Annotated in this window: 20 protein-coding genes and 1 pseudogene; 4 read left to right on the forward strand and 17 right to left on the reverse strand. The window is 55.2% G+C overall.

Translation table 11 applies throughout. From position 1 onward, the window contains the following. Window positions 1-10: 10 nt before the first annotated feature. On the forward strand, window positions 11-259 hold the full coding sequence (locus I6E42_RS12905; RefSeq protein ID WP_412761294.1) for a hypothetical protein: 249 nt from the start codon (window positions 11-13) through the stop codon (window positions 257-259). A 105-nt stretch (window positions 260-364) separates the two neighbouring features. On the opposite strand, the gene I6E42_RS07855 is transcribed toward I6E42_RS12905, so the two are convergent. The 5 genes from I6E42_RS07855 to I6E42_RS07875 all read right to left on the reverse strand — a co-directional run bounded on the left by I6E42_RS07855 (window position 365) and on the right by I6E42_RS07875 (window position 6580). Next, window positions 365-1891, reverse strand: coding sequence for a recombinase family protein (locus I6E42_RS07855; RefSeq protein WP_235371370.1), 1527 nt, complete (start codon window positions 1889-1891; stop codon window positions 365-367). Further along, a complete protein-coding gene (locus I6E42_RS07860; protein WP_235371371.1) occupies window positions 1873-3534 on the reverse strand; it encodes a recombinase family protein in 1662 nt (553 codons plus the stop codon). Before I6E42_RS07860 ends, I6E42_RS07855 begins: the two co-directional genes overlap by 19 nt. A 3-nt stretch (window positions 3535-3537) precedes the next feature. Then, window positions 3538-5196 carry a recombinase family protein gene (locus I6E42_RS07865; RefSeq protein ID WP_235371372.1) on the reverse strand — a complete coding sequence of 553 codons (1659 nt, stop codon included), beginning with the start codon at window positions 5194-5196 and terminating at the stop codon, window positions 3538-3540. Between the two features lie 128 nt (window positions 5197-5324). Continuing rightward, on the reverse strand, window positions 5325-5549 hold the full coding sequence (locus I6E42_RS07870) for a DUF6870 family protein (protein ID WP_091131528.1): 225 nt from the start codon (window positions 5547-5549) through the stop codon (window positions 5325-5327). A gap of 539 nt (window positions 5550-6088) precedes the next feature. Then, the gene (locus I6E42_RS07875) at window positions 6089-6580 is read right to left on the reverse strand and encodes a hypothetical protein (RefSeq protein WP_235371373.1); all 492 of its coding nucleotides are present in this window, start codon (window positions 6578-6580) and stop codon (window positions 6089-6091) included. A 461-nt stretch (window positions 6581-7041) separates the two neighbouring features. Between I6E42_RS07875 and I6E42_RS07880 the strand changes: the two genes are divergently transcribed. Continuing rightward, window positions 7042-7368: a helix-turn-helix domain-containing protein gene (locus I6E42_RS07880; RefSeq protein WP_235371374.1), complete on the forward strand. Its 327-nt coding sequence runs from the start codon at window positions 7042-7044 to the stop codon at window positions 7366-7368. 238 nt (window positions 7369-7606) lie between these two features. On the opposite strand, the gene I6E42_RS07885 is transcribed toward I6E42_RS07880, so the two are convergent. The 8 genes from I6E42_RS07885 to I6E42_RS07915 all read right to left on the reverse strand — a co-directional run bounded on the left by I6E42_RS07885 (window position 7607) and on the right by I6E42_RS07915 (window position 19062). After that, window positions 7607-11476, reverse strand: a complete 3870-nt coding sequence (locus tag I6E42_RS07885; protein ID WP_235371375.1) for an S-layer homology domain-containing protein — start codon at window positions 11474-11476, stop codon at window positions 7607-7609. Between the two features lies 1 nt (window position 11477). Continuing rightward, complete coding sequence (locus I6E42_RS07890) at window positions 11478-11642, reverse strand: hypothetical protein (protein ID WP_235371376.1); 165 nt, start codon at window positions 11640-11642, stop codon at window positions 11478-11480. Between the two features lie 96 nt (window positions 11643-11738). Continuing rightward, complete coding sequence (locus I6E42_RS07895) at window positions 11739-11993, reverse strand: DUF2442 domain-containing protein (protein WP_235371377.1); 255 nt, start codon at window positions 11991-11993, stop codon at window positions 11739-11741. A gap of 147 nt (window positions 11994-12140) precedes the next feature. Then, on the reverse strand, window positions 12141-14615 hold the full coding sequence (locus tag I6E42_RS07900) for a LuxR C-terminal-related transcriptional regulator (RefSeq protein WP_235371378.1): 2475 nt from the start codon (window positions 14613-14615) through the stop codon (window positions 12141-12143). Window positions 14616-14907: 292 nt separating this feature from the next. After that, window positions 14908-17655 (reverse strand): S-layer homology domain-containing protein, encoded by a 2748-nt coding sequence (locus I6E42_RS07905; RefSeq protein ID WP_235371379.1) that lies wholly within the window; start codon window positions 17653-17655, stop codon window positions 14908-14910. A 73-nt stretch (window positions 17656-17728) separates the two neighbouring features. Then, a complete protein-coding gene (locus I6E42_RS07910) occupies window positions 17729-17980 on the reverse strand; it encodes a DUF2442 domain-containing protein (protein ID WP_235371380.1) in 252 nt (83 codons plus the stop codon). Between the two features lie 147 nt (window positions 17981-18127). Next, complete coding sequence (locus I6E42_RS12745; RefSeq protein ID WP_268841933.1) at window positions 18128-18253, reverse strand: hypothetical protein; 126 nt, start codon at window positions 18251-18253, stop codon at window positions 18128-18130. A gap of 257 nt (window positions 18254-18510) precedes the next feature. After that, window positions 18511-19062, reverse strand: coding sequence for an SLOG family protein (locus I6E42_RS07915; protein ID WP_235371381.1), 552 nt, complete (start codon window positions 19060-19062; stop codon window positions 18511-18513). 133 nt (window positions 19063-19195) lie between these two features. Between I6E42_RS07915 and I6E42_RS07920 the strand changes: the two genes are divergently transcribed. Continuing rightward, a complete protein-coding gene (locus I6E42_RS07920) occupies window positions 19196-19558 on the forward strand; it encodes a helix-turn-helix domain-containing protein (protein ID WP_235371382.1) in 363 nt (120 codons plus the stop codon). Window positions 19559-19807: 249 nt separating this feature from the next. Here the strand turns inward: I6E42_RS07920 and I6E42_RS07925 are convergent, their stop codons facing one another. The 4 genes from I6E42_RS07925 to I6E42_RS07940 all read right to left on the reverse strand — a co-directional run bounded on the left by I6E42_RS07925 (window position 19808) and on the right by I6E42_RS07940 (window position 22528). Beyond that, the gene (locus I6E42_RS07925) at window positions 19808-21232 is read right to left on the reverse strand and encodes a relaxase/mobilization nuclease domain-containing protein (protein ID WP_235371383.1); all 1425 of its coding nucleotides are present in this window, start codon (window positions 21230-21232) and stop codon (window positions 19808-19810) included. A 74-nt stretch (window positions 21233-21306) separates the two neighbouring features. Next, window positions 21307-21597 (reverse strand): CD1845 family protein, encoded by a 291-nt coding sequence (locus tag I6E42_RS07930; RefSeq protein ID WP_235371384.1) that lies wholly within the window; start codon window positions 21595-21597, stop codon window positions 21307-21309. Between the two features lie 101 nt (window positions 21598-21698). Beyond that, window positions 21699-22037, reverse strand: coding sequence for a plasmid mobilization protein (locus tag I6E42_RS07935; RefSeq protein WP_235371385.1), 339 nt, complete (start codon window positions 22035-22037; stop codon window positions 21699-21701). Between the two features lie 2 nt (window positions 22038-22039). Continuing rightward, window positions 22040-22528, reverse strand: coding sequence for a DUF3849 domain-containing protein (locus I6E42_RS07940; RefSeq protein WP_235371386.1), 489 nt, complete (start codon window positions 22526-22528; stop codon window positions 22040-22042). A gap of 13 nt (window positions 22529-22541) precedes the next feature. Here I6E42_RS07940 and I6E42_RS07945 point away from each other — a divergent pair. After that, window positions 22542-22667: pseudogene (locus I6E42_RS07945) on the forward strand (TnpV protein); the annotation flags it as partial. Between the last annotated feature and the right edge of the window lie 267 nt (window positions 22668-22934).

Genomic DNA, 22934 nt, shown 5'->3' on the forward strand with positions numbered 1-22934 from the left:
AGGCAGGACTATGATTGCACCCCACGGCGGGAAACTGGTCAACCGGCATGCGGACAGTGAGTCCCATGAGAGAGGGACGGATACACGTGCGTTTCCTAAGATCCGGTTGACGTTGGAACAAGCCAAGACGGTAGAAAATATTTCCACGGGTGTGTACAGTCCCTTATGCGGTTTCATGACCTCTGGCACCCGTATGTCAAGCTCACGACAAAAAATTTTGCTTGCGCTTGAAGGCTTTTCAAGCGCAGGCTTATCCTGATGCTCTGCGAAAAACTCGCGGAGCTTATCAGCTTCTTCGGGAAGGAGGAATCCGTATCCCTGTCCTCCGATCCTGCAATAAAAGGCAGCTCTCATACTCTTTACCTCATTCAAAAATATCCCGGACCTTGTACTCAATCTCAATTTTCTTGTTCGGGAACACACGCACTTTTTCAATCAGGAGACTGACCATAGCCGTTGTCAGTTCGTCGGCGTCCTCCAGCAGTTTTGCCGCGTTCTGGCGGTTGCTGCGCCGTTCCAGTTCTTCTTGCTTCTTCTTTGCCTGTGCTACGACTGCGGCATAGGCGCTTTTTATTAGCAGCAGCCTCTCGTCATATATGGCCTTTTGTGCCTGATAGGATTCCAGGGTAATCTCACCCATAAGATACTGTTCAAAGAGATTCTGCTTGCAGTCCAGCAGTTCGTCCATCTGCTGTTCGTATGCGGAGCGTTCCTCTACAACTGCTTTCAGCTGAATCGTGCCATCGGGATTGACTGGCAGCGTGACCTCCAGCTGCTTCTTCATCAGCAGGAGAACGCCCTGTTCCAGTTTGGCGGCGTCGTATGCCGCATGATAGCAGTCGAGGGATTTGTCTGCCTGGGAATGGCGGCAAATATAGCGCGCTGTTTTCTGAAATGTACGGGACAACGCATGGCCGCAGCAGCCACAGAACACAATGCCTTTCAGGGGATAGTCATGCTTTACTTTGTGGGGCTGGGAAAACCGGCGCTGGGTGGCCTGCACCTGCTCGAACAGAGCCTTATCAATGATTGCAGGATGATGGTCAGGAATGATATGCCACTTCTCCCGGTCTTTCATGCGGCTCCGGGAACCGCCTACTTCAATGACAGCTCTTTTGCCGATGACATAGGACCCAATATACCGTTCGTCCTCCAGAATCCGCAGAACGGTGGAGCTGCACCATATCCCATGAGTGCGGGAAATATCGTGGGTATGGTTGCCATGGGCCGCCTTGTACTCGCCAGGGGTCGGGATGCCCCTGCGAAACAGTTCCCTGGCAATCTCGGCGGCGCTGGTGCCGCTGGCAGCAAGTTCATAGATGAGCTGCACAACGGCAGCGGCCTCCGGGTCAGGCTCCATTCTGCCGTCATCGCTCTTGCGGTAGCCATAGGGACAGATTTTGCTCTGATACTCGCCGCGCTGCATTTTGGCATGTTTGGCGCTCTTGGTTTTCAGCGACATATCGCGGCTGTAATACTCGTTGATGAGATATTTGAAAGCTACGTCCATGCCCCCGGTGTCGCCCCGGAAATTATTGGTGTCGAAATCGTCGCTGACAGAGATAAAGCGGGTGTGGAACAGAGGGAAAACGCGCTCGATGAAGTACCCTGTCTCAATACTGTTGCGGCCAAAGCGGGAGAGGTCCTTCACTATGATGCAGTCGATCTTGTTTTCCCGCACCAGCTCAAGCAGCTTTTGTACCTGGGGCCGCTCAAAGTTCGTGCCGCTGTAACCGTTGTCGATATACTCCGTGACCTCAGCGTTTTCAGATTCGGGCATGGAGGCGACAAACTCATGCAGGACAAGGCTTTGATTTTCAATGCTCAGACTGTCGTATTTGTAGTCCTCGATGGACAGTCGGATGTAGAGGGCTATTTCATATTTCTGCACTGTTCCAAAACCTCCTCACAGCTCTCAAACTCGCTGCGGAACTTAAAACGGACGGTGAGCTTCTTATCTTTGGAAACTTCAATGCGGTCGATCAGCCGGTCGATAAGCTCTGCCGTCAGCTCCCGGTTTTCCCGGATGTCCTTTGCATCTTTCTCCAAAGTCCGGTACTCCTCGATCTGCCGGTCAATGGCTGTGACCCCTGATTCCAGCTGGCCGATCTCGGCGGCAAGCTGCTCGATCTTAGCTTCATAGCTGCCTTTGAGGGAGAAGTATTCATCCTTTGACAAAATTCCCTCAACAAGATGCTCATAAAGGCCACGAATGGACTCGCGCAGCCGATGGGTGTCGCGTCTGCGGCTGGCGATCTTCTCTTTCAGTTTTGCCCGTTCAGATGCCAAGTGGGCAGTCTGTGCCAGAGAGAGCGAATACTGGCCCAGGGCCGTGTTGAGTTCTTCCTGAATCATGTCGGCAAGGCTGGTCAACAGCGATTCCTCATAGATAAATACGCCGGGACATTTTTCTTTTCCAACCCGGCTGTTGCTGATACAGTGGAAGGCATAGCGGTCAGCATCCTTTTTCCGGGGGCAGCGCATCCGGTGGAGATTCCCGCCGCATTTGGCGCAAAACACTTTGCCCCGGAGGATATTCGGCGTATAGGGCCGGACCTCGGTTTGCTCCCGCTTTTCGGCGGCATGGTCAAGATTCTTCTGCACGGTGTCGAACAGCTCCCTGCTGATGATTGCCTCATGGGTCCCGCGCACCACTGTCCACTCGTCCCTGGCAGCTTTGACCTGTCTATGGTCGATGATTTTTGTCTGCCCCTGAACGAGATCTCCGGTGTAGACCTCGGACCGGAGAATTTTCTTGACGGTCCAAGTCTGCCAGTTGCCGTTACCCAGGAGCTTTTCGTTGGAGATTGTCCCCTGGGACTTCTTATAGTAGCTGGGGGCCAAGTACCCGGCCTTATTCAGACGCAGGACGATGGTGTTCAAGCCCTCTCCCTCGGAGGCCCACTGGAATATCTGACGGACCACGGGAGCTGCAACAGGGTCAACGATGAGCTGGTGGCAGTCATCCGGCGCTTTCAAATAGCCATAAGGTGCCCTGCCGCCGACAAACTTTCCGTCCTTCATCGCCTGCCGCTGCTGCGCTTTGATTTTCCGGCCAATGTCCAGTGCGTAGGCTTCATTTATCATGTTCCGCAGAGGAATCATAATGCCGGAGTGTGCATCGTCAGGGTCAGCGGTATCGTACTGCTCGTTGATAGCGATAAACCGGACATTTCTGCTGCGGAAGTAATGCTCAATGTAATAGCCGGTGTCGATGCTGTTCCGGCCCAGGCGGGAGAGGTCCTTAACAATGACGCAGTTGACGCAACCGGCCTCGATGTCGGAAAGCATCTGCTGAAAAGCGGGACGGTGAAAGTTAGTGCCGGTCGCGCCGTTGTCGATGTAGGTGTCATAGACGCTGATCTCGGGATTCTTCTCCAGATACTGAGCAATAATCATCTGCTGCGTGTTGATAGATTCACTGTGGGAATACTTGCTCTCCACGGAGAGGCGGACATAAACGGCGGCGTGACAGGTCACGTCGATTTCGGGTGCAGCAACGACCGCAGCTGCTTTTCTGCTCTTTCTTGCCATGGCTTATCCTGCCTTTCTCTGTTCGGTCATTTCTTCCTGTTCCTCCGGCTGCATGGTAAAACCGGCCATCTTGATAACCTTCAGCGCCCGTTCATACTCATCCTTGTAGGTGAAGTCAATGTCCAGTTCTGTCTTGCTGATGACCTTAATGGTCTTGACCATGTGGACGAGGGCCTTACGGTCCAGGGTTTCCATCGTGGAAAACTGCGTGAAGTGGGAAATCCAGTAATTGCGCTCACTCTGGTTCTCCAACACTTTCTGAATCTTCTCTTTTAAGACCTTGATGCTCTCTTTGGCGCTGTCGGCCTGCTTTGTGTATTTGACCTTGTAGTAGGCGTATTCATCTTTCGTAATGGTGCCGCTGACGAGGTTTTCGTACAGGCGGGCCTTGAACTCCATCGCCTGCTGCAAGCGGCGCTCGTTGCTGGTGATGTGGTCACTGTACTCTTTGACCAACGCCCGGTTGATGCTCTGCTCGTCCACTTTTGCCAGCAGCGTTTCCAAGGACGCCACATTGTCAATATAGGCTTTCAAACTCTGCTGAACGCAGGCGGTCAAATCGCTCTCCTTGACCATGGCCGGAGAAGTACAGCCATGCTTTTTGCCGGTGGGACAGTAGTAATAGTGGTACTCCTTGCCGTTTGCATGGTTGGTTTTCCGGGTCATGCGACTGCCGCAGCATCCGCAGACCAGGACGCCGGAGAACAGGTGGACGGTACTCTTATGCGGAGAGGTACGGGTTTCCATGCCCCGGATGCGCTGCACAAGGTCAAAATCCTGCTTGGGGATCAACGCCTCATGTGCGTCCGGGATACGGACCCACTCGGAAGCTGGGCGCTGCTCTTTCTGCTTGATCTTGTAGTTGGATGTACTCTGCTTGCCCTGAACCAGCGTTCCAGCGTATGTCTCATCTTGCAAAATACGCAGAATGGTGGTAGCCGACCACTTGCAGTCCGCTTTGTCTGTATAGCCCTTTTTCGCATAGGGCAGGCCATTGTTCTTCTTATAGGCCAGCGGGGAGAGGATGCCCATTCTGTTCAGCTCATTGGCAATCGCCAGGGCGCTTGTACCCTCCAGCCGCATACGGAAAATGTCCTTGACCACGCGGGAGGCGTAAGGGTCTGGAATGAGTCGGTTTTTGTTTTCCTCGGACTTGATATACCCGTAGACGGTAAACGCACCGACAAAATCGCCGTTGCGCCGTTTCACATCCAGGGAAGTCCGGGTCTTGATGGAAATATCCCGGCAGTACGCCTCGTTCATAATGTTCTTCACCGACACGGCCAAATCGTCGCCGCTGTTCTCATGGGCGGTGTCGATGTTATCCGTGATGGCAATGAAGCGCACCCCATAGGCCGGGAACACCCGACGCAGGTAGCGGCCGGTTTCGATGTACTCACGCCCCAGGCGGGACAGGTCCTTGACGATGACACAGTTGATTACACCGTCCGTCACATCCTGCATCATTTCCTTGAACGCAGGGCGGTCAAAGATGATGCCGCTGTAACCATCGTCGATCTTCTCAGAGATGACTTCAATATCCGGGTTGCGCTCCACGAAGTTCTCAATGAGCTTGCGCTGGTTGGCAACGCTGTCGCTTTCGCTGGAACGGTCATCGGTATAGGAAAGTCGGATATATGCCGTTGCCTTGTACTTTGGCATAAAAAAGTACTCCTTTCGTCCCGGTGCCTGCCGTAAGAAAAGAGTGGGTATGGAGGTTGTTATCAGGGGGGGGCATCCTTTTCCATACCCATCGTAGCATCTTTATCGGAAAAGCGCGAGTTTGTCGCTTACCGCAGAATCCCTTGCAGACAGTCCTCCAGCGTCTTGCCGTTGTCGGTAAATCTGGCGTTCACCACGAACTCGCCGCAGCGAAAGCGGTACGGATTCTTAATTTGCCGGACAAAGGACGCAATGCGTTCTTCCCTGGGCAGGGTCTTGTCCACAGAGACATCCCGGATGTCAACCAGCTCCTCGACGTCACTTTCCGTTTCATGGTTGGGAAATTGATTCATGGCGATCTCCTTTCCGCAGCGTGGGTTGCTTCTTCAAAATCACATGAATGCGCTGGCGGACAATGTTGCCAGCGCATGGTATCTGACTTTGAGGAAGGGCTGCGCCGAAAGTGTGGAGCCATACAACATAGGCAATCACCGGCGCAGCCTCCCAATCAGTTACTGTTTGTTCATCCGTCACATTCGCCACGCGCCCCTGACGGGAGGCATGATGCAGGCCGCCTTTGGCGAGGCTGTCCCAACACCGCAGCATCGTACAAAACGTGTGCCGCCGCGTTCCCCCTCAAGTCAGTGGGAGGCCGTAGCTGGAGTTGCATTTCGCCCGCGCTGTCATCGCGCCCGGTGTGCCACGCCGGGTCAAAGGCTGTGTAGATCGCTCGGGCAGCTTGTTCAAGATCACCTCCTGAAGCTGCCGTCCTGGCGGCGCGCCCTATACCGCTATCACGCGGGGTCTGTGCCTGCATCATGGTCTATTCACTTTTCAACGATCAGTGAAAGGCTCGTGGAAAATGTCCCTTCACCCTTCGCCGTTTTCAAACCTATTTGTCACCCCATTTGGCAAGCAGCTTCATAATTTTCTTTTCCGCCGCGCAGACAGATTTGTGGACGCACTGAAAGCTGATGTGTTCCTGCTTGGCGATCTCCCGGACGGTCAGCCCCTCCACGCGGAACAGCCACAATCTGCGGAACTGGGTTTCACTCAGGCAGCACTTGATGCGGGCAACCGCCTCGGCGTTCAACCGCTCCTGCTCCTGTCGGTCATAGATGGCCTCCAGGACAGCATCGACGCCCTGAGTGGAAATGCCATCACCAGCAAGGCCCTCGATGGATACGGTGTGGTTGGCGTGAACGTGGTCCCGCTTCTCAGTTTCGTGATAGTTCGCATCGGACCAGTTTTTCCAGCGCAGAAACTCATCCTCGCTGGAAAAGTCCTCGCGGGTCAGCCGGATGATATGCTTATCCGCATCTATGTAAACAATGGCGGAGATGTCCTTCTTGTTAAGGGCATAGTCGCTCTTTCTGTTGAACATTGTCGTTCCTCCATTTCTGAAAATTTGTGGTAAAGCAAATTTTCAGAAATGGGAGGATTCCGGCAGTGATATACTTTTTTCAACTTAATTCGACTGAAGAAACCAAAGGCGCACAGCTTCGGCTGTGCGCCTTTGATTTCTCCAGTTCGGGTGTAGGCGTCTGTTGGCTGGAGTCCAACAAGCCCCTCTTTTTTTACTTCCCCGTCATAGAAGCCGACTTCTAACGGTTTCCCGCAGTCCGTTCCTACCCCTGAACCACTCCATCTGCGCGCCGGAACGTACAGAATATAGAGATCAGGTGCAGGAACCTTATTTTATCCGTCCTCCTTATTCCATACCTCACTTTTCATCGAGTAATCTTCCTTTCTCTGCTAATAATTTGAATTGCGCTTCTAATTATTAGAACTGAAACGGCATTCTTTAGAAGTCTGATTCAAATTAGAATAGTAAAGGGTGAATCTATGCGAGACTTGAACAAAGACTTTGGCGCTGCCGTATCTGAGGCTCGGCGCAAACTTGGTCTAACACAGGTCGGCCTTGCCGAAGAACTCGGAAAAACAGACCGGTCTATTTCTGATATGGAAAACGGAAAAACAACTCCCAAGCTGGATACTGTCGCGTTATTTGCGCGCAGACTGGGAATCAGCGTAGACGCAGTTATCCACGACACGCCGCAAGGCGATGTTCCATTCTGCGTCAAGCAATTTTTTGCCGGGATGAGCGAGGAAGAAGCAGCAGGATATATCCGGCTCTGCGAGGATGCTGAGAAGATACGAACAAAAAAATAGGAAAAATGAGCGGCGGTCAGCGTAGTGAAATGCTGACCGCCGCTGTATTTTTGAGGCAGAACGGAAAGCATTTCGTTCATTGACCTATGCAGAAACCAATGCTCTGCATGGGGGATACCGGGAGCACATGGGAAGCACTGTGTAAATACAGAAAGAGGCGGCAAGAACATCTATTCTTGCCGCCTCAATTCCTTTTGCCGTTGTTAATCAGCGGCTAAGTCTTTTGTTGTTTCCCGATTTAGCCCAGGCAGCGATACAGGAAGGTCACGATCTGGGCACGAGTGCAGTCGTTGTTGGGGCTGAAGGTGGTAGCACTGGTGCCGCCAGTGATGCCGTTTTCAGCAGCCCACAGAACTGCGTTGTTGTAGTAGGCGTCAGCCGCCACGTCGGCGAAAGGATTCACGCTATCGGAGGAGGGAGACTTCTGAGCACGCCACAGGAAGGTGACGCTCTGCGCACGGGTGCAGGGAGCATTGGGCGAGAACTTTCCATCGCCGGTGCCGGTGGTAATACCCTGCTCCACGGCCCAGGCCACAGCCTTGGCATAGTAGCTGTCCGCGGGCACATCCGCGAAGCTGCTCACGCTCTCCGGCTCGGGGGAACCAGCCGCCCGCCACAGGAAGGTGACGATCTGGGCGCGGGTGCAGGGAGCGTCGGGGGCGAAGTGGGTATCGTCCACGCCGCCGGTGATGCCGTTCTCGGCGGCCCACAGGACCGCGTCGTAGTAGTAAGCGTCAGCGGGAACGTCCACGAAGAAGTTCAGCATGGAGTTATCCTCCATGAAGGTGGCCTCCACCGTGACCTTGCCGGCGGGCATGGTAAAGTTGTACTTGCCGTTCTTCTCCGTGAGCTTGACTTCCTTGCCGCTGGCGTCGGTGACAGTCAGGGTCTCCAGGGTGTGGCCCTTGTCGGGGGTAACGGTCAGGGTGACGGTGTCGCCCTTGGCAGCGCTCTTGGGCGAAACGGTGACCGTTCCGTTCACGGTCTTATCCACGGTGACGGAATAGCTGGGTGAGCTGCTGCCGGAGCTGCTGCCGCTGGAAGGCTTGATGTAGCCGCACACGGTGCAGGTGCGGCCGCTGAAGGTGTGGTCCGCCCGGTTCAACTCGGCTCCGCAAACGGTGCAGACCTGCCAGTGCTGGGTGCTGCTGCTCTTCCATTCGTCGGCGGTATGACCGACACTGATCTTCACCGCAGAAGCATCGAGGGTCGCGGTAAAGACCTGACCTGCTTTTTTGACTTCATAATCAGCCAGTTCATCCAAGCTGATGCCGGTTTTTACAGTGTATCCGTGGTCGCCGGCTCTCTGGTATGTAAGGCTGCTGTACACAGCCTTACCGGTGCTGTTGGAGATGATCACATCGCCGGAGCAGGTGATATCCGCAGTGTCGGTAATGGTCGGGTTACTGGAGTTAGCTGTAACGGTAATATCCTTCGCTCCGGTCACGGTCAGCGCACCGGTCACAGCCGTACCGGATTCGCAGGTGATAGTCACATTGCCGGAGCAGGAGATATCCGTTTTTCCGGCGATCAACTGGCTGCAGGAGCCCGCGGTGATGGTAACGTCCTCCGCACCGGTCACGGTCAGCGCACCGGTCACAGCCCCGGTGATAGTCACATTGCCGGAGCAGGTGATATTCGCATTGCTAGAGGTGGCCATGGTACCGGAATTCGCCGTGACGGTGGCATCCTTCGCGCCGGTGACCGTCAAGGTACCGACAGCGGGTGCGCTCGATGTACTGCTGATGTCGACAATCGTCGAACCGTTGCCGGCGACGGTGAGGTCTGCGGCATAAAGGTTTTTGGCATAAAGGGTCTTGGTAGCCGGGTCATACTGAACCTTGTCGTTGCCAAGCACATTATCTTTATTGAGACTGGTGACTTTCACGCCGTTGACAGTGACACCGTAATTGATGCCCCAGATCGCATACAGGGTGGTGTCCTGGGTCACAGTGATGGTGGCGCCTGAAATTACTTCGTCGTTGGCACTGGTTGCCCAGCCAACGAACTGCAGACCCTGAGGTGCATCGAAGCCACATTCAGGCAAAGTATAGCTACCGGAAACGACTTTCACAGCATCCATGGAGCTACTGCCGCCGTTGGCGTCGAAGCTGACGGTGTATAGTTTGTCCACTGTTACATTTTCGACTTCCTTCTGCCCCTCGGTCAATATGATATTATTTCCGTCAATGGACTTGAACCCATAGTCCTTTGCCAGCAGCGCACTAAGAGTTTCACTGGCTGTAAGCTTGGCGAAGCTGCCGCCGGAGAGGGTCAGCTTGTCGTTCAGCGACTGCACAGGGTGTTTAAACTCGCCGCCGCTGATGTTGATGCTCACATTCTCGGATGGATTCTCCGAATGATAGAGGTCCACCTCATAGAGCGACATTCCAACTTCTTCCATAAAGATATTGTCTGCGATGAACGTACCGCCCTTGATGTCCACGGTGATGGGCAGGTCGTTCTCAAGCGGGGAGACAGCCAGGGCAATACAGCCCAGCTCAATATTGCTATCTCCCACACCGTTTTCCGTGGGTGCATCGTATTCTCCAAACGCATTGAGTTCTGCCGGTTCATCGATGGTCAGCTTGCCCGCACGAATCTCAATGGCAACGGTTCTGCCTTCCAGCGTTCCGCTGACGGTGCATTCCGAATTTCCGGACATGTAAAGTACCCTGGCATAAGTGTTCGAGATGGAGACATCCTTGCCTACGGTGCAGACTGAGCCGTCCTTCACATGTATCGTATTATTAACTTTCGTGCTATAAGTTGAGCTCGTTTCTATCGTACCTTTGCCCGTGATGTTCAGCTTGCTTTGGTCAATGGTGATGAAACTATCGGCGTTCACTTTCTTGGCGATGAGGTTATGTCCATTCATGTCCAGGGTGAGATCCACACCTTGCTCAAGCGTGATGCTGTTAGCCAGCATCACATCTTTCAGCAGCTTGACCGTGCCGGTCTTTTCGGAGCTGTCAATCACAGCCTGGAGGGCCTCCTGCAGGTCCATATACTCGGTCGTTTCGCTGCCGATGGTCGCGGAAGCGACATTTGCCGCGCTGCGCTCGAGCAGCTTGAGGGAACCGTATAGGTAATCTCCCATCAGAACAATATAGTTTTCGTCATCGGGAACGAATTTGCTGGCGTCAGTAGCATTAATGGTGTACCCATTGCCTCTTGCGAAGTCCGCTTCGGAATCAGAATCCCTGGTGACACCGATATGCGCGCCATCCTTCAAACTCAATCTGATATTGAGTCCGCTATCTTGGCCACTATAATCAGATACCAGATAGTTATTGGGTTTGCTCGGCTGGCCCGGCACAGTCGCGGTATTTCCGTCGATCACAGGTGTTCCGCCCATAGAGGCCGGCCCGCTGACAAACACGCCGCCGCCCTGAGGGTTACTGGCTGAGACATCGTTGCCGGTGATCTTGCCGCCGTACATATAGAATTTGTAGGCCGAATACACGCCGCCGCCCTGCGCCGAGCCGGAATCGGCGGTACAGACAGCTTTGTTGTCACAGATGACGCCACCGTACATCCGGAATGAGCCTTGGTACCCAACCATCACACCGGCGCCCTGCTGGTTTGATTCGCCCGTGATGATATTGCCGCTGATGGAGCCACCGTACATATGGAAGGTTCCTGCATACTCGTTACTCTCTATTTCTACGCCGCAGCCGGTGTACTTGGTTTCATCATCTTTCATCCCATGGGTCACAACGCCCGGGTTAGCCGCATCTGCGCAGTCCGTCAGGTAAAAGTCCTTCCAGCTCGAAATCGTAATGACGGAGCCTTCAAAGTTGGCCGTGATGGTTTTGCCGTTCAGACAGAGGTAAGTATTATTCTTAGGCTTCCAGGTTTCTGTCAGCGTCACATCCTTCGTCAGGTAGTAGTACCCAGCAGTATCGGGCAAAGAGTCACTTTGTTCCCACGCTGTCCATATGCTGTCTTCCTTATCACCGCACTCCGCCACTTTGCTGCCGCAGATGCAGTGCGTGTGTTCATCAGCCGCTGCTGCCGTCAATGTCACCGCGGGCAGCAGGCTCAGGCACAGTACCAGGGAAAGCAGTATGCCCAGTCCCCGCCGCAGGGTTTGCTTGTGTTTCATGTCATTTCCTCCATTTCTGTAATGAATGTTCCCGCTCCGCCATGGCGAGCAGCTCATCGTGGCTGATCTCCGCATGGCCGAAGCGGACAAAGATGCCGCCCATCACGGCGCTGTTCCAGACCGCCGGGTCATTCGGCAGCAGACGGACCCCGGATACGAAATCCATCCGCAATCTGTGGTCCGGCAGCGGCGCGACAGCGGTCAGTTCCCTTCGTTCCAGAGAACTCCCCCTTTCTTGCTTTTCCGGGGATTTGCGTTTGCGTTACAGTCCGTCGGCGAAGCGGTTGACCTCATACTCCGCCATGTCGTAGGTGTAGCCCTCAGCGTCCGTCCAGCGGATGGTATAGCCGTCCGTCACGACAGAGCACCAGACCGCCTTGTCCTGTACCGCCGCAAAGCGGGGGCTTTGCAACACGGGCCGCATATTCAGCAGTGTGACGCTGCCGTTACGCCATTCCACCCGCAGAATATAGCCCCTGTGTGCCGCCACAGACTTGATGGGTGGAGGGCCTGCCATCTGTAACCACCTTCCTTTCCAAAGTCGATTTGCTCGATCCATACAAAAATGCCATTGTATAGTTTCACTATACAATGGCATTTTTTAATTTGATAGGGTAATCAATACCCCAATTTGAAAATTTACGAGATTTTTTATGGAATTTTTTTATTGTAAGTGATTGATGAGCCTGACCATCGCCTGACGTTTGTTCCGTCCCTCGCCGCCCAGACCCAGCTTCTCATAGACGCCGTTCAGGCGGTTGTTGACGGATTTCACGGAGACGCCCAGCATCTCGGCGATGTCCCGGCTGCTCTTGCCCTGCGCCGCCAGGCAGGCGATCTCCAGCTCCCGCTCCGTCAGGCCGCACCGCTCCAGAAGGTTCTGTTCCTGCCGGGTGGCCTCCCGTCCGGCGCGGAACCGGGCAGCGAGGGTATGCAGGCGCTCCCGGGTTTCCCCCTCCGCCAGCTCGTCCAGCAGCGTGTCCAGACAGGGATCGCTCTCGGCGAAGGGCAGCAGGATGCCGTCCGGCTGCGCCAGGGACCACGCCTCTTGCAGCGCTTGCCGTGCGGCCGCTTCCTTCCCGAGATGTATCAGCGCCACGGCGTTTTGCAGGTGGGCATAGATGCTGCACAGGACGAACCGGGCATCAGCGCTGGCCCGGAGCAGCCGGGGCGTCCGGGCCGCAACCTGCGCCCACTGGCTCTGCGCCAGCAGCACGCGGCCCACGATCACCTGAAAGACCGGCTCGATCAGCGGGAACACCTGCATCATGCTGGCGCCTTCCGCCGTCAGCCACGCGGGCAGCTGCTCTGTCTGCCCCAGCAGGGCGCTGAGCCATCCCCGGCCCAGCTCCACGGTGGTCAGCAAACGGTACTGATGGGCACGGCGCAGGGTGTCCGCCGCCCGGTCCAGCAGGGGAAAGCCGTTCCGGGGCGGCTGGTCATACAGCGCCAGCCGGGCGGAGAGAAAGGCGGCGGCGGTATAAATGCTGTACTCTCCCGCCTCCAGCGCCTGCTCCTCCGCCTGGCGGCAGAGAATGTCGGCGTCGGTCAGGTTCCCCCGTACAAATTCCGTTTCGGCCTGCATGATGGTGGCCGCGCCGCTGCCATGCCCGCTGGCAATGCGGCTGTAAATGGGCATACATTCCCGCATCTCATCGTTCTCCCGGTCAAGGCTGCCGCTCTTGCTGTGATAGAGCATCAGAACGGAAGGGGAGCCCTGGGTCCATGGGTTGCGGTCCGCGGGGATCAGGGCGCGGATCTGCCGGTGATAGGCGCTCATGGCGGAGATGTCGTTGAAGCACAGGAAGGACAGGCGCAGCAGGGCCTCTCCCTCCAGCTGGTCCCGCTCCTGCTGGGAAAGATCGGTGCAAAGTGCCATGCTGCGCTGAAACAGTCCGTGATACCGCCGCATCTCCGGAATGTCCCGGCCGTAAAAGAGCAGCAGCATGAATACCAGCAGCGCCCGCGGATGGCGCAGCTGACATTCCTCCGGGCAATTGGCCATCCAGCGGCGCATCAGCGGCAGCCGCTCGGGGCCGAAGCTCAGGCCCCGGTCCTGGCCCACCGTCCGCAGGAGATCATCCCAGCTGCCGGCCTTTTCATAGCTCTCCGCGGCAAAGCAGCATTCTCCCATCTTCTCATACCACTGCCCCAGGCGGAGCAGGGTGGCATTCTGCTCCGTTTCCGGCAGCAGCAAGAACTTCTTCCGGGCGCAGGAGCGCAGCATATTGTGATAGCGGTACACACCGTCGGTACAGGTGATAAAGGCGTTTTGTTCTGTCAGCTGGCTCAGCAGCGCCGCCGTGTCATCCTCCGGCCACAGGAACTCCGCTTCTTCCAGTGTGAAATCGTCCGGCACACTCAGCCGCACCAGAAACTCCCGCTGGCGGGCCTCCAGGGGGCAGAACAGCACCTCGTCGATGAGGGGATAGATATTGGCGGTGTTTTCCGGCCATTTGCCGGTCTGCGCATAGGACCGCAGCTTCAGATAGACCATGGAGAACCAGCCCTCGGTACTGCTGGCCAGCATCTTCACATCCCGGATGTTCAGAAACTGTCCGCTCCGGCGCGCGTATTCCCGGATGTCCGCTTCGCCCAGCCGCAGATCGTCCACATTCAGTTCCCACAGGCGGGGGCCCAGCTTCATCTGTGCCGCCCGTTCAAAGATGACGTTGCGGGAGAGCAGAATGATGTGGGTCCGCTCCGGCAGGTGGTCGCTCAAAAACAGGATCAGGGATGTAAACGCGGGATTCGGCAGGAAGTGCAGGTCATCAATGATGTAAAAAATATCGTGGGATTTCCCGGCCAGCGCATCGGTCAGCAGTTCCATCATCAGCTGCCGCGTCTGGGGGTCTGCGGGGAATCCAAGAGCGGACATTTCCTTTTCCAGTTCCGGCCATTCCCGGAGGTTCCGGCAAAAGCCCCGCCAGAAATCCGCCAGGGAGTCCGTGACGATGGTCTGCCGCAGGATCAGCGCATCCGATCTCATCTTTTGGCAATCATCTACCCACCAGCTGATGGCTCTGGTTTTTCCGTATCCAATGGGGGCCACGATGGAAGTGACCGGATATTCGGAAATTTTGGACAGCTTAAAAGCCAGCGTGCTGGAGATATACGTTGTATTCAGCTTGAAAGGCATTGCGAGTCACCCCGCTCATTACATACTCAATATTATTATACTGGGAAATGCCTTGAATTGCAAGAGATTGAAAGCCATACACAAGGCGGCGGCAGTGTAGGATCGTCCTTGCAGATTGCATATCCTTCGCTCGCCCGCTGATGCAGCGATTTCAATTGCCGGGAAACCGCGGCTTCACGCTTTGCCGGAGTGGAGTCTGCTGTGACGCGAAACAGCCCGGACAAATGTCCGGGCTGTTTGCCTCGCAGAACGCACGGAAGTGCGCCTTTATTCCCACGGGATTCTTTGTGCCTTATTCCTCACCCAGGCAGCGGAACAGGAAGGTCACGATCTGGGCGCGGGTGCAGTCGTTGTTGGGGCTGAAGGTGGTGTCGCTGGTGCCATTGGTGACGCCGTTTTCCACGGCCCACAGCACCGCGTCGGCGTAGTAGGCGTCAGCCGCCACGTCGGTGAAGGGATTCACGCCGTCGGCAGCGACAGACTTCTGGCTGCGCCAGATAAAGGCCATGGCCTGGGCCCGGGTGCAGGTGGCGTTGGGACTGAACATACCGTCGCCGGTGCCGGTGGTGATGCCGTTTTCAACGGCCCAGGCTACCGCCTTGGCGTAGTAGCTGTCCGCGGGCACATCCGCGAAGCTGCTCACGCTCTCCGGCTCGGGGGAACCAGCCGCCCGCCACAAGAAGGTGACGATCTGGGCGCGGGTGCAGGGAGCGTTGGGGGCGAAGTGGGTATCATCCACGCCGCCGGTGATGCCGTTCTCAGCGGCCCACAGCACCGCGTCGTAGTAGTAAGCGTCGGCCGGGACGTCCACGAAGAAGTTCAGCATGGAGTTATCCTCCATGAAGGTGGCCTTGACGGTAACTTTGCTCCCGGGCATGGTGAAGGTGTACTTGCCATTCTTCTCCGTGAGCTTGACTTCCTTGCCGCTGGCGTTGGTGACAGTCAGGGTCTCCAGGGTGTAGCCCTTGTCGGGGGTGACCGTCAGGGTGACGGTGCTGCCCTTGCTCGCGCTCTTGGGCGAAACGGTGACCGTTCCGTTCACGGTCTTATCCACGGTGACGGAATAGCTGGGCGAGCTGCTGCCGCCGCCGGAGCCGCCGGAGCTGCTGCCGCTGGTTTTCTCCCAGTTGACGGTGACCGTCACATCGTTTTCGGGCATGGAGAAGTGGAATCCGCGATCATTGATCTCCTGGTCTTTGGCCGACCAGCTCAGATCATCTTCCGTGATCCCGACAAGCGTCACGTCTTTCAGTTTGTAGCCGTCCCGCTTGCCGATCTGCAGTCCGACCATTTCCCCGGCGGCAAAGATCTCGGTATAGGTCTCACCGGGTTCGATCCCCATGGTTGTTCCGTAAAGGCCGTATGCCGTGACGGTGTACCCTTCGACCAGCGTAACCTTCACATTCACGTCGGACACGTCGTTATAGTTGCCGGTTTCGTCCCTGTATCTGACCTTGAAGAACCCACTGGCGTTCAGAATGGCAGCCGGGTCATCCCACCACCAGCCACTGGGCAGCCGCACGGTGCTAACGGTTTTGCCCTTGATGCCGGTCAGGTCGGTGGGGGGGATGGGGTCCGCCTGAAGGATGGTGAACGTCGCGGTGGTCTTTCCGGTGTAGTCTCCCATGCCGGTGATGGTGACAGTCGCAGTGCCCGCGTTCACGTTGTCTTTGTAGAAAACGGTGTAATCCGTGTCCTTGGTCAGCGGCACGTCGCCGTCCCTGACCGTCACAGCGGGGGTCTGCGGCGTGCCGTTATAGGTCTGATTGGAAATCGGATCAACCGTGCAGCCGGAAATGGGTTTGGAGAGGGAAAGCGTGCAGAGAGCGCTGGCGTAGTCGGTCATTTTATCGCCGTTGTACTGCTCGTTGAACACGCAGAGCGTCTTGCCGGTCATGTTGATACCGGAGAGGTCGATCTCCACCGTGCCGCTGGCGGTGTTCGTCGTGCCGTCCAGCTGCGCGATGCGCCCGTAGTAGGGAACGCTGCCGTCCGCATCCTGGACGATGGCGGAAATGTACTCGTTAGAGCCGGTTGTTGCATTGGAATACGCAATCGTTACCTTATTGTCGGCAACGGTCTCTGTGCTTGCGGTAAATCCGCTGCGGTCGCTGTCCAACAGCGTCAGCTTCCATTCATTGCCGGTATAATCGCCAACGGAAGCCAGACCGCTGCCCATACCGCTTGCGCTCTTTCCGCCCTCGGCGGCAGATGTAAAGAGGACAGAGTTCAGATTTAAGTTAAAAGCGGGACGAACCGCGTCGTAAGTGAAATCTACGTCGCCTCCATCGTAGTAAACGCCGCCTTTATCGGTCACAAGAGCTGCCATCTTATCATTGAAGCCGGGGGAACGCAGCCGCCAAAAGTCGGCCTCGCCGGCACCATGCATATTGGTATGACGACTTGCGACATAAGCGGTGTTGATCGATTTGCGGCTGTCATTTCCATTCGGGAAATAACTGCTGTTATTTGCCTCTTCTATGGATAACAGAAAGATTTTATCCGTCGTATTGTTTCCGCCCGGTATGTCGTATTTGGGATTGGGGCTGCTGCTTCCATCTGACTGCGTGGCGTTATAGACAAACGTTTCCGCAATCGCGCCCTGCTCCTCCTTGGAAAAAGCGGCGTCTATAAAATTATCACTGCTGTAATCCGTTTTGTAGGTATTTTCATTTTCCCCATAACCATTGAGCCATGAACGGATTGTACTCTTTTCCCATGTAATGCTTGTATGGCTGCTGTTGTATTGCTGCGCGTCCAGATTTTGGCCTGCAAGCAGGAACAACTTCCCGTCTGCGTTGGACAGCACCCGCCACTTGATGGGATCGGTGTTGTAGCCGTTGATGCCGTCGCTGCTCTGCCGGTAATTCCCCAAATATACGCTGCTGGCCTGCCCACCCTTAATTTGCAAAGTGCCAATTTGAATTGCTTTGCCTGTTTCTGTTTCCTCCGCCAGCGCGGTGGCCGGCAGCAGGCCCAGGCACATCACCAGGGACAGCAATATGCCCAGTCCCCGCCGCAGGGTTCCATTGTGTTTCATAAAGTTTCCTCCATTTCTTCTTGTATGCATGGTTCCCGCTTCTGTTATCAATTTTCCTCCTTCATGATTTGCGTTACAGTCCGCTGGCAAATTGATTGACCTCATACTCCGCCATGTCGTAGGTGTAGCCCTCGGTATCCGTCCAGCGGATGGTGTGGCCGTCCGTCACGGCAGAGCGCCAGACCGTCTTGTCCCGCACCGCTGCAAAGCGTGGGCTTTGCAGTACGGGCCGCATATTCAGCAGTGTGGCGCTGCCGTTGGCCCAGTTCACCCGTAAAATGTGACCTTTTTGCGCCGCCACAGACTTGATGGGGGGTCCTGTCATCTGTAACCACCTTCCTTTCCAAAGCCAATTTGCTCGATCCATACAAAAATGCCATTGTATAGTTTCACTATACAATGGCATTTTTTAATTTGATAGGGTAATCAATACCCCAATTTGAAAATTTACGAGATTTTTTATGGAATTTTTTTATTGTAAGTGATTGATGAGCCTGACCAGCGCCTGACGTTTGTTCCGTCCCTCGCCGCCCGGACTCAGCTTCCCATAGACGGCGTTCAAGCGGTTGTTGGCGGACTTCATGGAAATCTCGCTCATTACATATTCTATTTCACTATGCTGGAAAATGCCTTAAATTTCAAGAGATCGGACACCATACACAAGAAAGCGGCAAACCCGTAATATAAGTCAAGCCCCAATTTGAGAAAAATTAGAGCTTGCTTTTTGCCAGTATCAATGAGCATGACGAATAGATTTGCAAAGGCGTCTTTCATGTCGGGGTTATGTAGTACGGCGGTGCTGCGAAGCAGATGTCATGCGACCATGTAAACAGCTGCGGGCATTGTCCCGCGCTCTTACGACTCATTGTTCACGCGGATGGTATACGGCAGGACAGTCAGCGTGTCCGGGTCGATGATGATGACTGCCCGTTTCTTTTCGTATGCGTAGTTAATAGTGTATGCCGTACCTCCTTTGGTGGAACCATTGTAGACGGCAAGGACGAAATTGGCATGGTCGATCAGCCAGCGATTGCGCCGGAACATACAGTCGCGTGTGTAGTGGCGGCTGATATAGACGGTTTCGTCACACTCCGCCAGGATGTTGAAATAGCGTTCCCGCTGCTCCACGCTCCAGCGGTCCGCCTGACTTTCGCAGGGCAGCACTGCTATGAGCCTGATACCCTTTTGTGGATACTGCTTCTTACAGGCAAGAACGATCTCCGCGCCCCAGATGTCTGCACCCAGCGCCATGCCGGAGAGAAAAGTTGTTACGCCGTTTTCAATGAGCGATACGATCTGAATCGTCATCAGGGCCTTGAGTTTACAGCAGTCCGGGTGTTCTTCATCGTAGCCGAATTTGTAGCTGGACGGTCTGTGTCCGGTAAATGCACAAGTCAAATCTTCCATAATACCGCCTTCGTGAATAAGCAAAATATAATGTGAGTAAAATCATTATAAGCCAAATACATTTTGCCGTCAATAAGCCGAAAATGATGTACGGTATAATATTTTACGCATCATTAAGAAGGAGGTGCGTCGCATGAAATCGTTTTGTGAGATTCTTCGGGAACTGCGGGAGGATCGGGATATGACCCAGGCCGATGTTGCAAATCTTCTCGGCACTTCGCAGCAATACTATTCCAAGTACGAAACGGGCAAATATGAAATGCCGATCCACTATGTTGTGCCCCTTGCAGACTTCTATGGGGTATCTGTGGACTATCTCCTGGGGCGCACGGCCTGCCGGGTACGCCTAGAGGAATATCAAAAGCCAATCGTCGCTGGGTACACGGCAGACGAGTTACTGGCGGATGTTCTGACGCTGGACCGCAAGGGCCGGGAGAGTGTCCGTGAGTATATCGAATTGCAGATGAAAGCGAACCGGCAGAATAAGGGCAAATGATGACGGCCTACCCAGGCCGTCCTTTTGTTTTCCTCCGGTACACGGAAACGCAGGGTACGGGAAAGCGGCAAGCAATGCAAAGCGGGACCCACTTTGCGAAAACCGCAGATTTCCGCTTTCGCGGAAACCCACGGTTTCATGCTTGTTGAGGCTCCGCCCCAATCCCCGCAGAACACGGTTTCCGTGTTCTGAAACGCAGGACTTATCCTGCGGCTGCGCGATTTTTCAAATCGCTTTATGGCGGTCAGCTCAACGCTGTTCCGCCTTTTTTTCTTTTGTGGCATCCGGTTCTTCATGGACTTCCTCCGTGCCAAGGAAACGGTCAATATTGGCCTTGGCGGTCAGCAGCTCCTTCATGTCCTCCCGTGCCTTGCGGTATTCGGAGTAGGCCGCTTTTTTCTCAGCCATCAGCGCGGCGTACTCGGCGTTCAGGCTCTTGACGGTGGGCAACTTCTTAACGCCCTGGGCATCGAAATACTGCTTTGCGGCCTTATGCAGCGTGATGTCGCTCTCATGCTCCGAAAGAAACTTCTTGGAGTATCCGGCCTTACGGTAGGCGATATAGGTGTCGCGGGTCTTGGCATAGTTGATGATGTGCGTACGCATGACGGCGATCTCCGCCATGCGCTTTTCTGCCGCCTTGATTCTCCCGGATATGTCGTGATACCGGGCAGAGGCAGCGGAGGCTTTCTCTGCCAATGTGTCGTAGTCCAGCAGCTCGTTCTCTTGCAGATAGGCTACCGTCTGTGCCATCTGCTTCAGGTTGAACAGCGTGGCCCAGCGCGCATAACCGGCCCCCTTTCCGGCCCGGAGTTTTGCCTGAATGTCTACCAGCAGATTCCCACTTCGCTTCTCCGGTGCGGCGCTGGGAGTAATGCGCTGCCGGGGCGTATGCTCCATTTCACCGGCGATGACTGCGCGGAGATCTGCCGGGGTGTAGCCGGGACCGAGGGTGTCCATGCGGATAAACTTCTTCTGTTCGCCGCCCATAAGGGACGGCACTTTCTTTCCTTTGACTTCATACCCGGCCTCCCGCAGCAGCGTCAGCAGAGCTTCAAAGGATTCCGGCTTCTGTGCCAGCGCATCGTCAATGGCAAAGCAGATACGCTCCCGGTGAGAGGGCTTTTTCTGATCTCCCAGCCATTTGTTGTAGCTCTTTCCGTGGCGCTTCGGGTCCTCCACGATGGAGTAGCCATTCTCAATACAGATGGTGTCGCTGAGCCGCCGCACGGCGCGGGTGCTGCCCCAAAAGTTACGGAACTTCCGGGTCTGACTGAGGGCAGTCGAGTTCCAGATGATGTGATTGTGAATGTGGGATTTGTCAATGTGGGTACAGACGATAAAGGCATGGTTGCCCTTGGTGAATCGCCGTGCCAGCTCACAGCCCAGGCGATTTGCTTCTTCCGGGGTGATCTCGCCGGGACGAAAAGACTGGCGGAGATGATAGGCAATCACATCGTCCTCGCTGCGCACTCTGCCAGTCTTTTGGATATACTGCCGCTTGGTGAACAGGAACTCCGCATCTGCGATTCTGCTGTCGCACTGCCAGCTGGTAATGAGCTGGCCGTTATCCGTCTTTTGCGGATTCTTGGAATAGTCCAGTATGTCGCTGATGGCCTGTCCGACCGTGCGGTCTTTGCCAGTGTGCAGCGGCATGATGCGCGTGGTCGCCACCTGAGATTACCCTCCTTCCAAAAGAAAAGCGGCCCGCATAACGATGCGAACCGCGTATCCTGATTCAGATGTCCTTAACTTCTTATGAATCCTTTCATAGCTGCGTTGACGCCTTGCAGCTTTCCCAGCACCCACACCGCCAGCATCGGAAGTCCCATGGGGCTGACCAGGAATGCGAACACCAGGAGAATGATTCCGTTCTGGATGGAATAGGTTATCAAGACGGCCAGGGCCAGAATGGAGAGCAGCACACTCGCCAGCTTGAATATAAAAGCGGAACAAGAGATAAGGCCCGCACACAGCCAGATGAAAATGGACAGGGCCATGGTAATGGGGGCAGCGGCAAACTTCAAAATCGACTTCATTTTCAACACTCCTTTCCTTCCTGACATAAGCGTATCGTATCTTGCCGCGTTCTGCAAGGATATGAGAAAAGAGGGGCGGCTGCTTGTGCCGCCCCTCACATTCATTTCAGAGCCGCCAGTTCAGCGACGATCTTTTCCGCAGCCGTCCAAAGCCGCTCCTGATTCTGCCGGATGTCCTCCAGGTCGGCATCATAGACGCGCCCGGTTTCATGGGCGCGCTTGGTCAGCTGATTAAGATTGTTGCTGGAATAACGGAGCAGAGAAACCAGCTCCCGCAGCTCCGGCAGTTCCAGCTTCACCACATATCCGTCAATCGCCATTTTCCGCAGATAAGCGGCCATGTTGGTGGTGCCGAGCTGGGCCATCTTCGTCTCGATCATCTCCCGCTCCTGGGGCGTGACGCGGAACTTTAACTGTATCTCCCGTTTCCGCTTTGCCATGGTCAACGCTCCTGGGACTTGAAATGCGCCGAATTTTTCGGCGCATTTCTTTCCGGCGGGGCTTTCAGCTTCTGCCGGACGGAGGGCTTCTCCTGCTGCTGGGCAAGGGCAAATTCTTTCCGCGTCTGTGTCAGAAACAGGTCCGTTAGGCCGGGGTGGCTGTTCACGACAAAGTAGCAGTTACGGTCGCCGCCAAGTCCATCCTTGTTATCACAAACGGGGACGGTTTTGGCCCACGCCTTGTTGTCATTGGAGATGCGTCCGTCCCAATCCATCTGCTTGACCGTATTGGCGAGGACATGGAAAACGCGATCATAGCCGAACTGGTCCACCACCTGTTTCGGCGCTTCGCTGTCAAGGCAGTTGTTCCGGTAGTGTTCTCTGATGGCCGCCTCAATCGCCTCTTTGCAGGCGATATTCGCCCGGAAGGAATTACGGAACTGCTCCAGCTCCCCATGCTCACGGGCATAGGTGCCGGTATGCTGATACACAGAAATCTCTTTCATTATGAAGTCGGCGGGCGTGACGGAGGAATTGAAAGCCAGCGACCCGATGAAGTGGGTGGGCCTGATGAACACACTGAAAGCGCAGGCGGAGGAAACCATCCTGGCGGAACTGGTGTTCAGCTAAACCTTTTTGATGCCCCGGCCGGGGCACAGCTCAGTATGTTCCCCACAGAGGCGGAACAAATCCAATCCATTATAGAAGCGGAGAGCGCACAAGCTGCGCCCTTCGCTTTTTCTTTGCCCCAGGAGGATATAGACCACCTTCTGCGGCTGGGCAGCAACACCGAGCAAGCCCGCTTGAAGATCGTGAACGAGTTTATGAAACAAAAGCCTTTTTCCGAGCTGGCGGCCTTTGTGAAGCAAACCTATCACGACGGTTACGGCCTCAAGA

It is taken from the genome of Pseudoflavonifractor phocaeensis (assembly GCF_021531815.1).
Taxonomy (GTDB): domain Bacteria; phylum Bacillota; class Clostridia; order Oscillospirales; family Oscillospiraceae; genus Lawsonibacter; species Lawsonibacter phocaeensis_A.

Excerpts from the sequence above, each read along its gene's own strand:
- I6E42_RS12905 (WP_412761294.1), top strand. The coding sequence starts at position 11 with ATGATTGCACCCCACGGCGGGAAACTGGTCAACCGGCATGCGGACAGT.
- I6E42_RS07860 (WP_235371371.1), bottom strand. The coding sequence starts at position 3,534 with ATGGCAAGAAAGAGCAGAAAAGCAGCTGCGGTCGTTGCTGCACCCGAA.
- I6E42_RS07865 (WP_235371372.1), bottom strand. The coding sequence starts at position 5,196 with ATGCCAAAGTACAAGGCAACGGCATATATCCGACTTTCCTATACCGAT.
- I6E42_RS07870 (WP_091131528.1), bottom strand. The coding sequence starts at position 5,549 with ATGAATCAATTTCCCAACCATGAAACGGAAAGTGACGTCGAGGAGCTG.
- I6E42_RS07875 (WP_235371373.1), bottom strand. The coding sequence starts at position 6,580 with ATGTTCAACAGAAAGAGCGACTATGCCCTTAACAAGAAGGACATCTCC.
- I6E42_RS07880 (WP_235371374.1), top strand. The coding sequence starts at position 7,042 with ATGCGAGACTTGAACAAAGACTTTGGCGCTGCCGTATCTGAGGCTCGG.
- I6E42_RS07885 (WP_235371375.1), bottom strand. The coding sequence starts at position 11,476 with ATGAAACACAAGCAAACCCTGCGGCGGGGACTGGGCATACTGCTTTCC.
- I6E42_RS07890 (WP_235371376.1), bottom strand. The coding sequence starts at position 11,642 with ATGGATTTCGTATCCGGGGTCCGTCTGCTGCCGAATGACCCGGCGGTC.
- I6E42_RS07895 (WP_235371377.1), bottom strand. The coding sequence starts at position 11,993 with ATGGCAGGCCCTCCACCCATCAAGTCTGTGGCGGCACACAGGGGCTAT.
- I6E42_RS07900 (WP_235371378.1), bottom strand. The coding sequence starts at position 14,615 with ATGCCTTTCAAGCTGAATACAACGTATATCTCCAGCACGCTGGCTTTT.
- I6E42_RS07905 (WP_235371379.1), bottom strand. The coding sequence starts at position 17,655 with ATGAAACACAATGGAACCCTGCGGCGGGGACTGGGCATATTGCTGTCC.
- I6E42_RS07910 (WP_235371380.1), bottom strand. The coding sequence starts at position 17,980 with ATGACAGGACCCCCCATCAAGTCTGTGGCGGCGCAAAAAGGTCACATT.
- I6E42_RS12745 (WP_268841933.1), bottom strand. The coding sequence starts at position 18,253 with ATGAGCGAGATTTCCATGAAGTCCGCCAACAACCGCTTGAACGCCGTC.
- I6E42_RS07915 (WP_235371381.1), bottom strand. The coding sequence starts at position 19,062 with ATGGAAGATTTGACTTGTGCATTTACCGGACACAGACCGTCCAGCTAC.
- I6E42_RS07920 (WP_235371382.1), top strand. The coding sequence starts at position 19,196 with ATGAAATCGTTTTGTGAGATTCTTCGGGAACTGCGGGAGGATCGGGAT.
- I6E42_RS07930 (WP_235371384.1), bottom strand. The coding sequence starts at position 21,597 with ATGAAGTCGATTTTGAAGTTTGCCGCTGCCCCCATTACCATGGCCCTG.
- I6E42_RS07935 (WP_235371385.1), bottom strand. The coding sequence starts at position 22,037 with ATGGCAAAGCGGAAACGGGAGATACAGTTAAAGTTCCGCGTCACGCCC.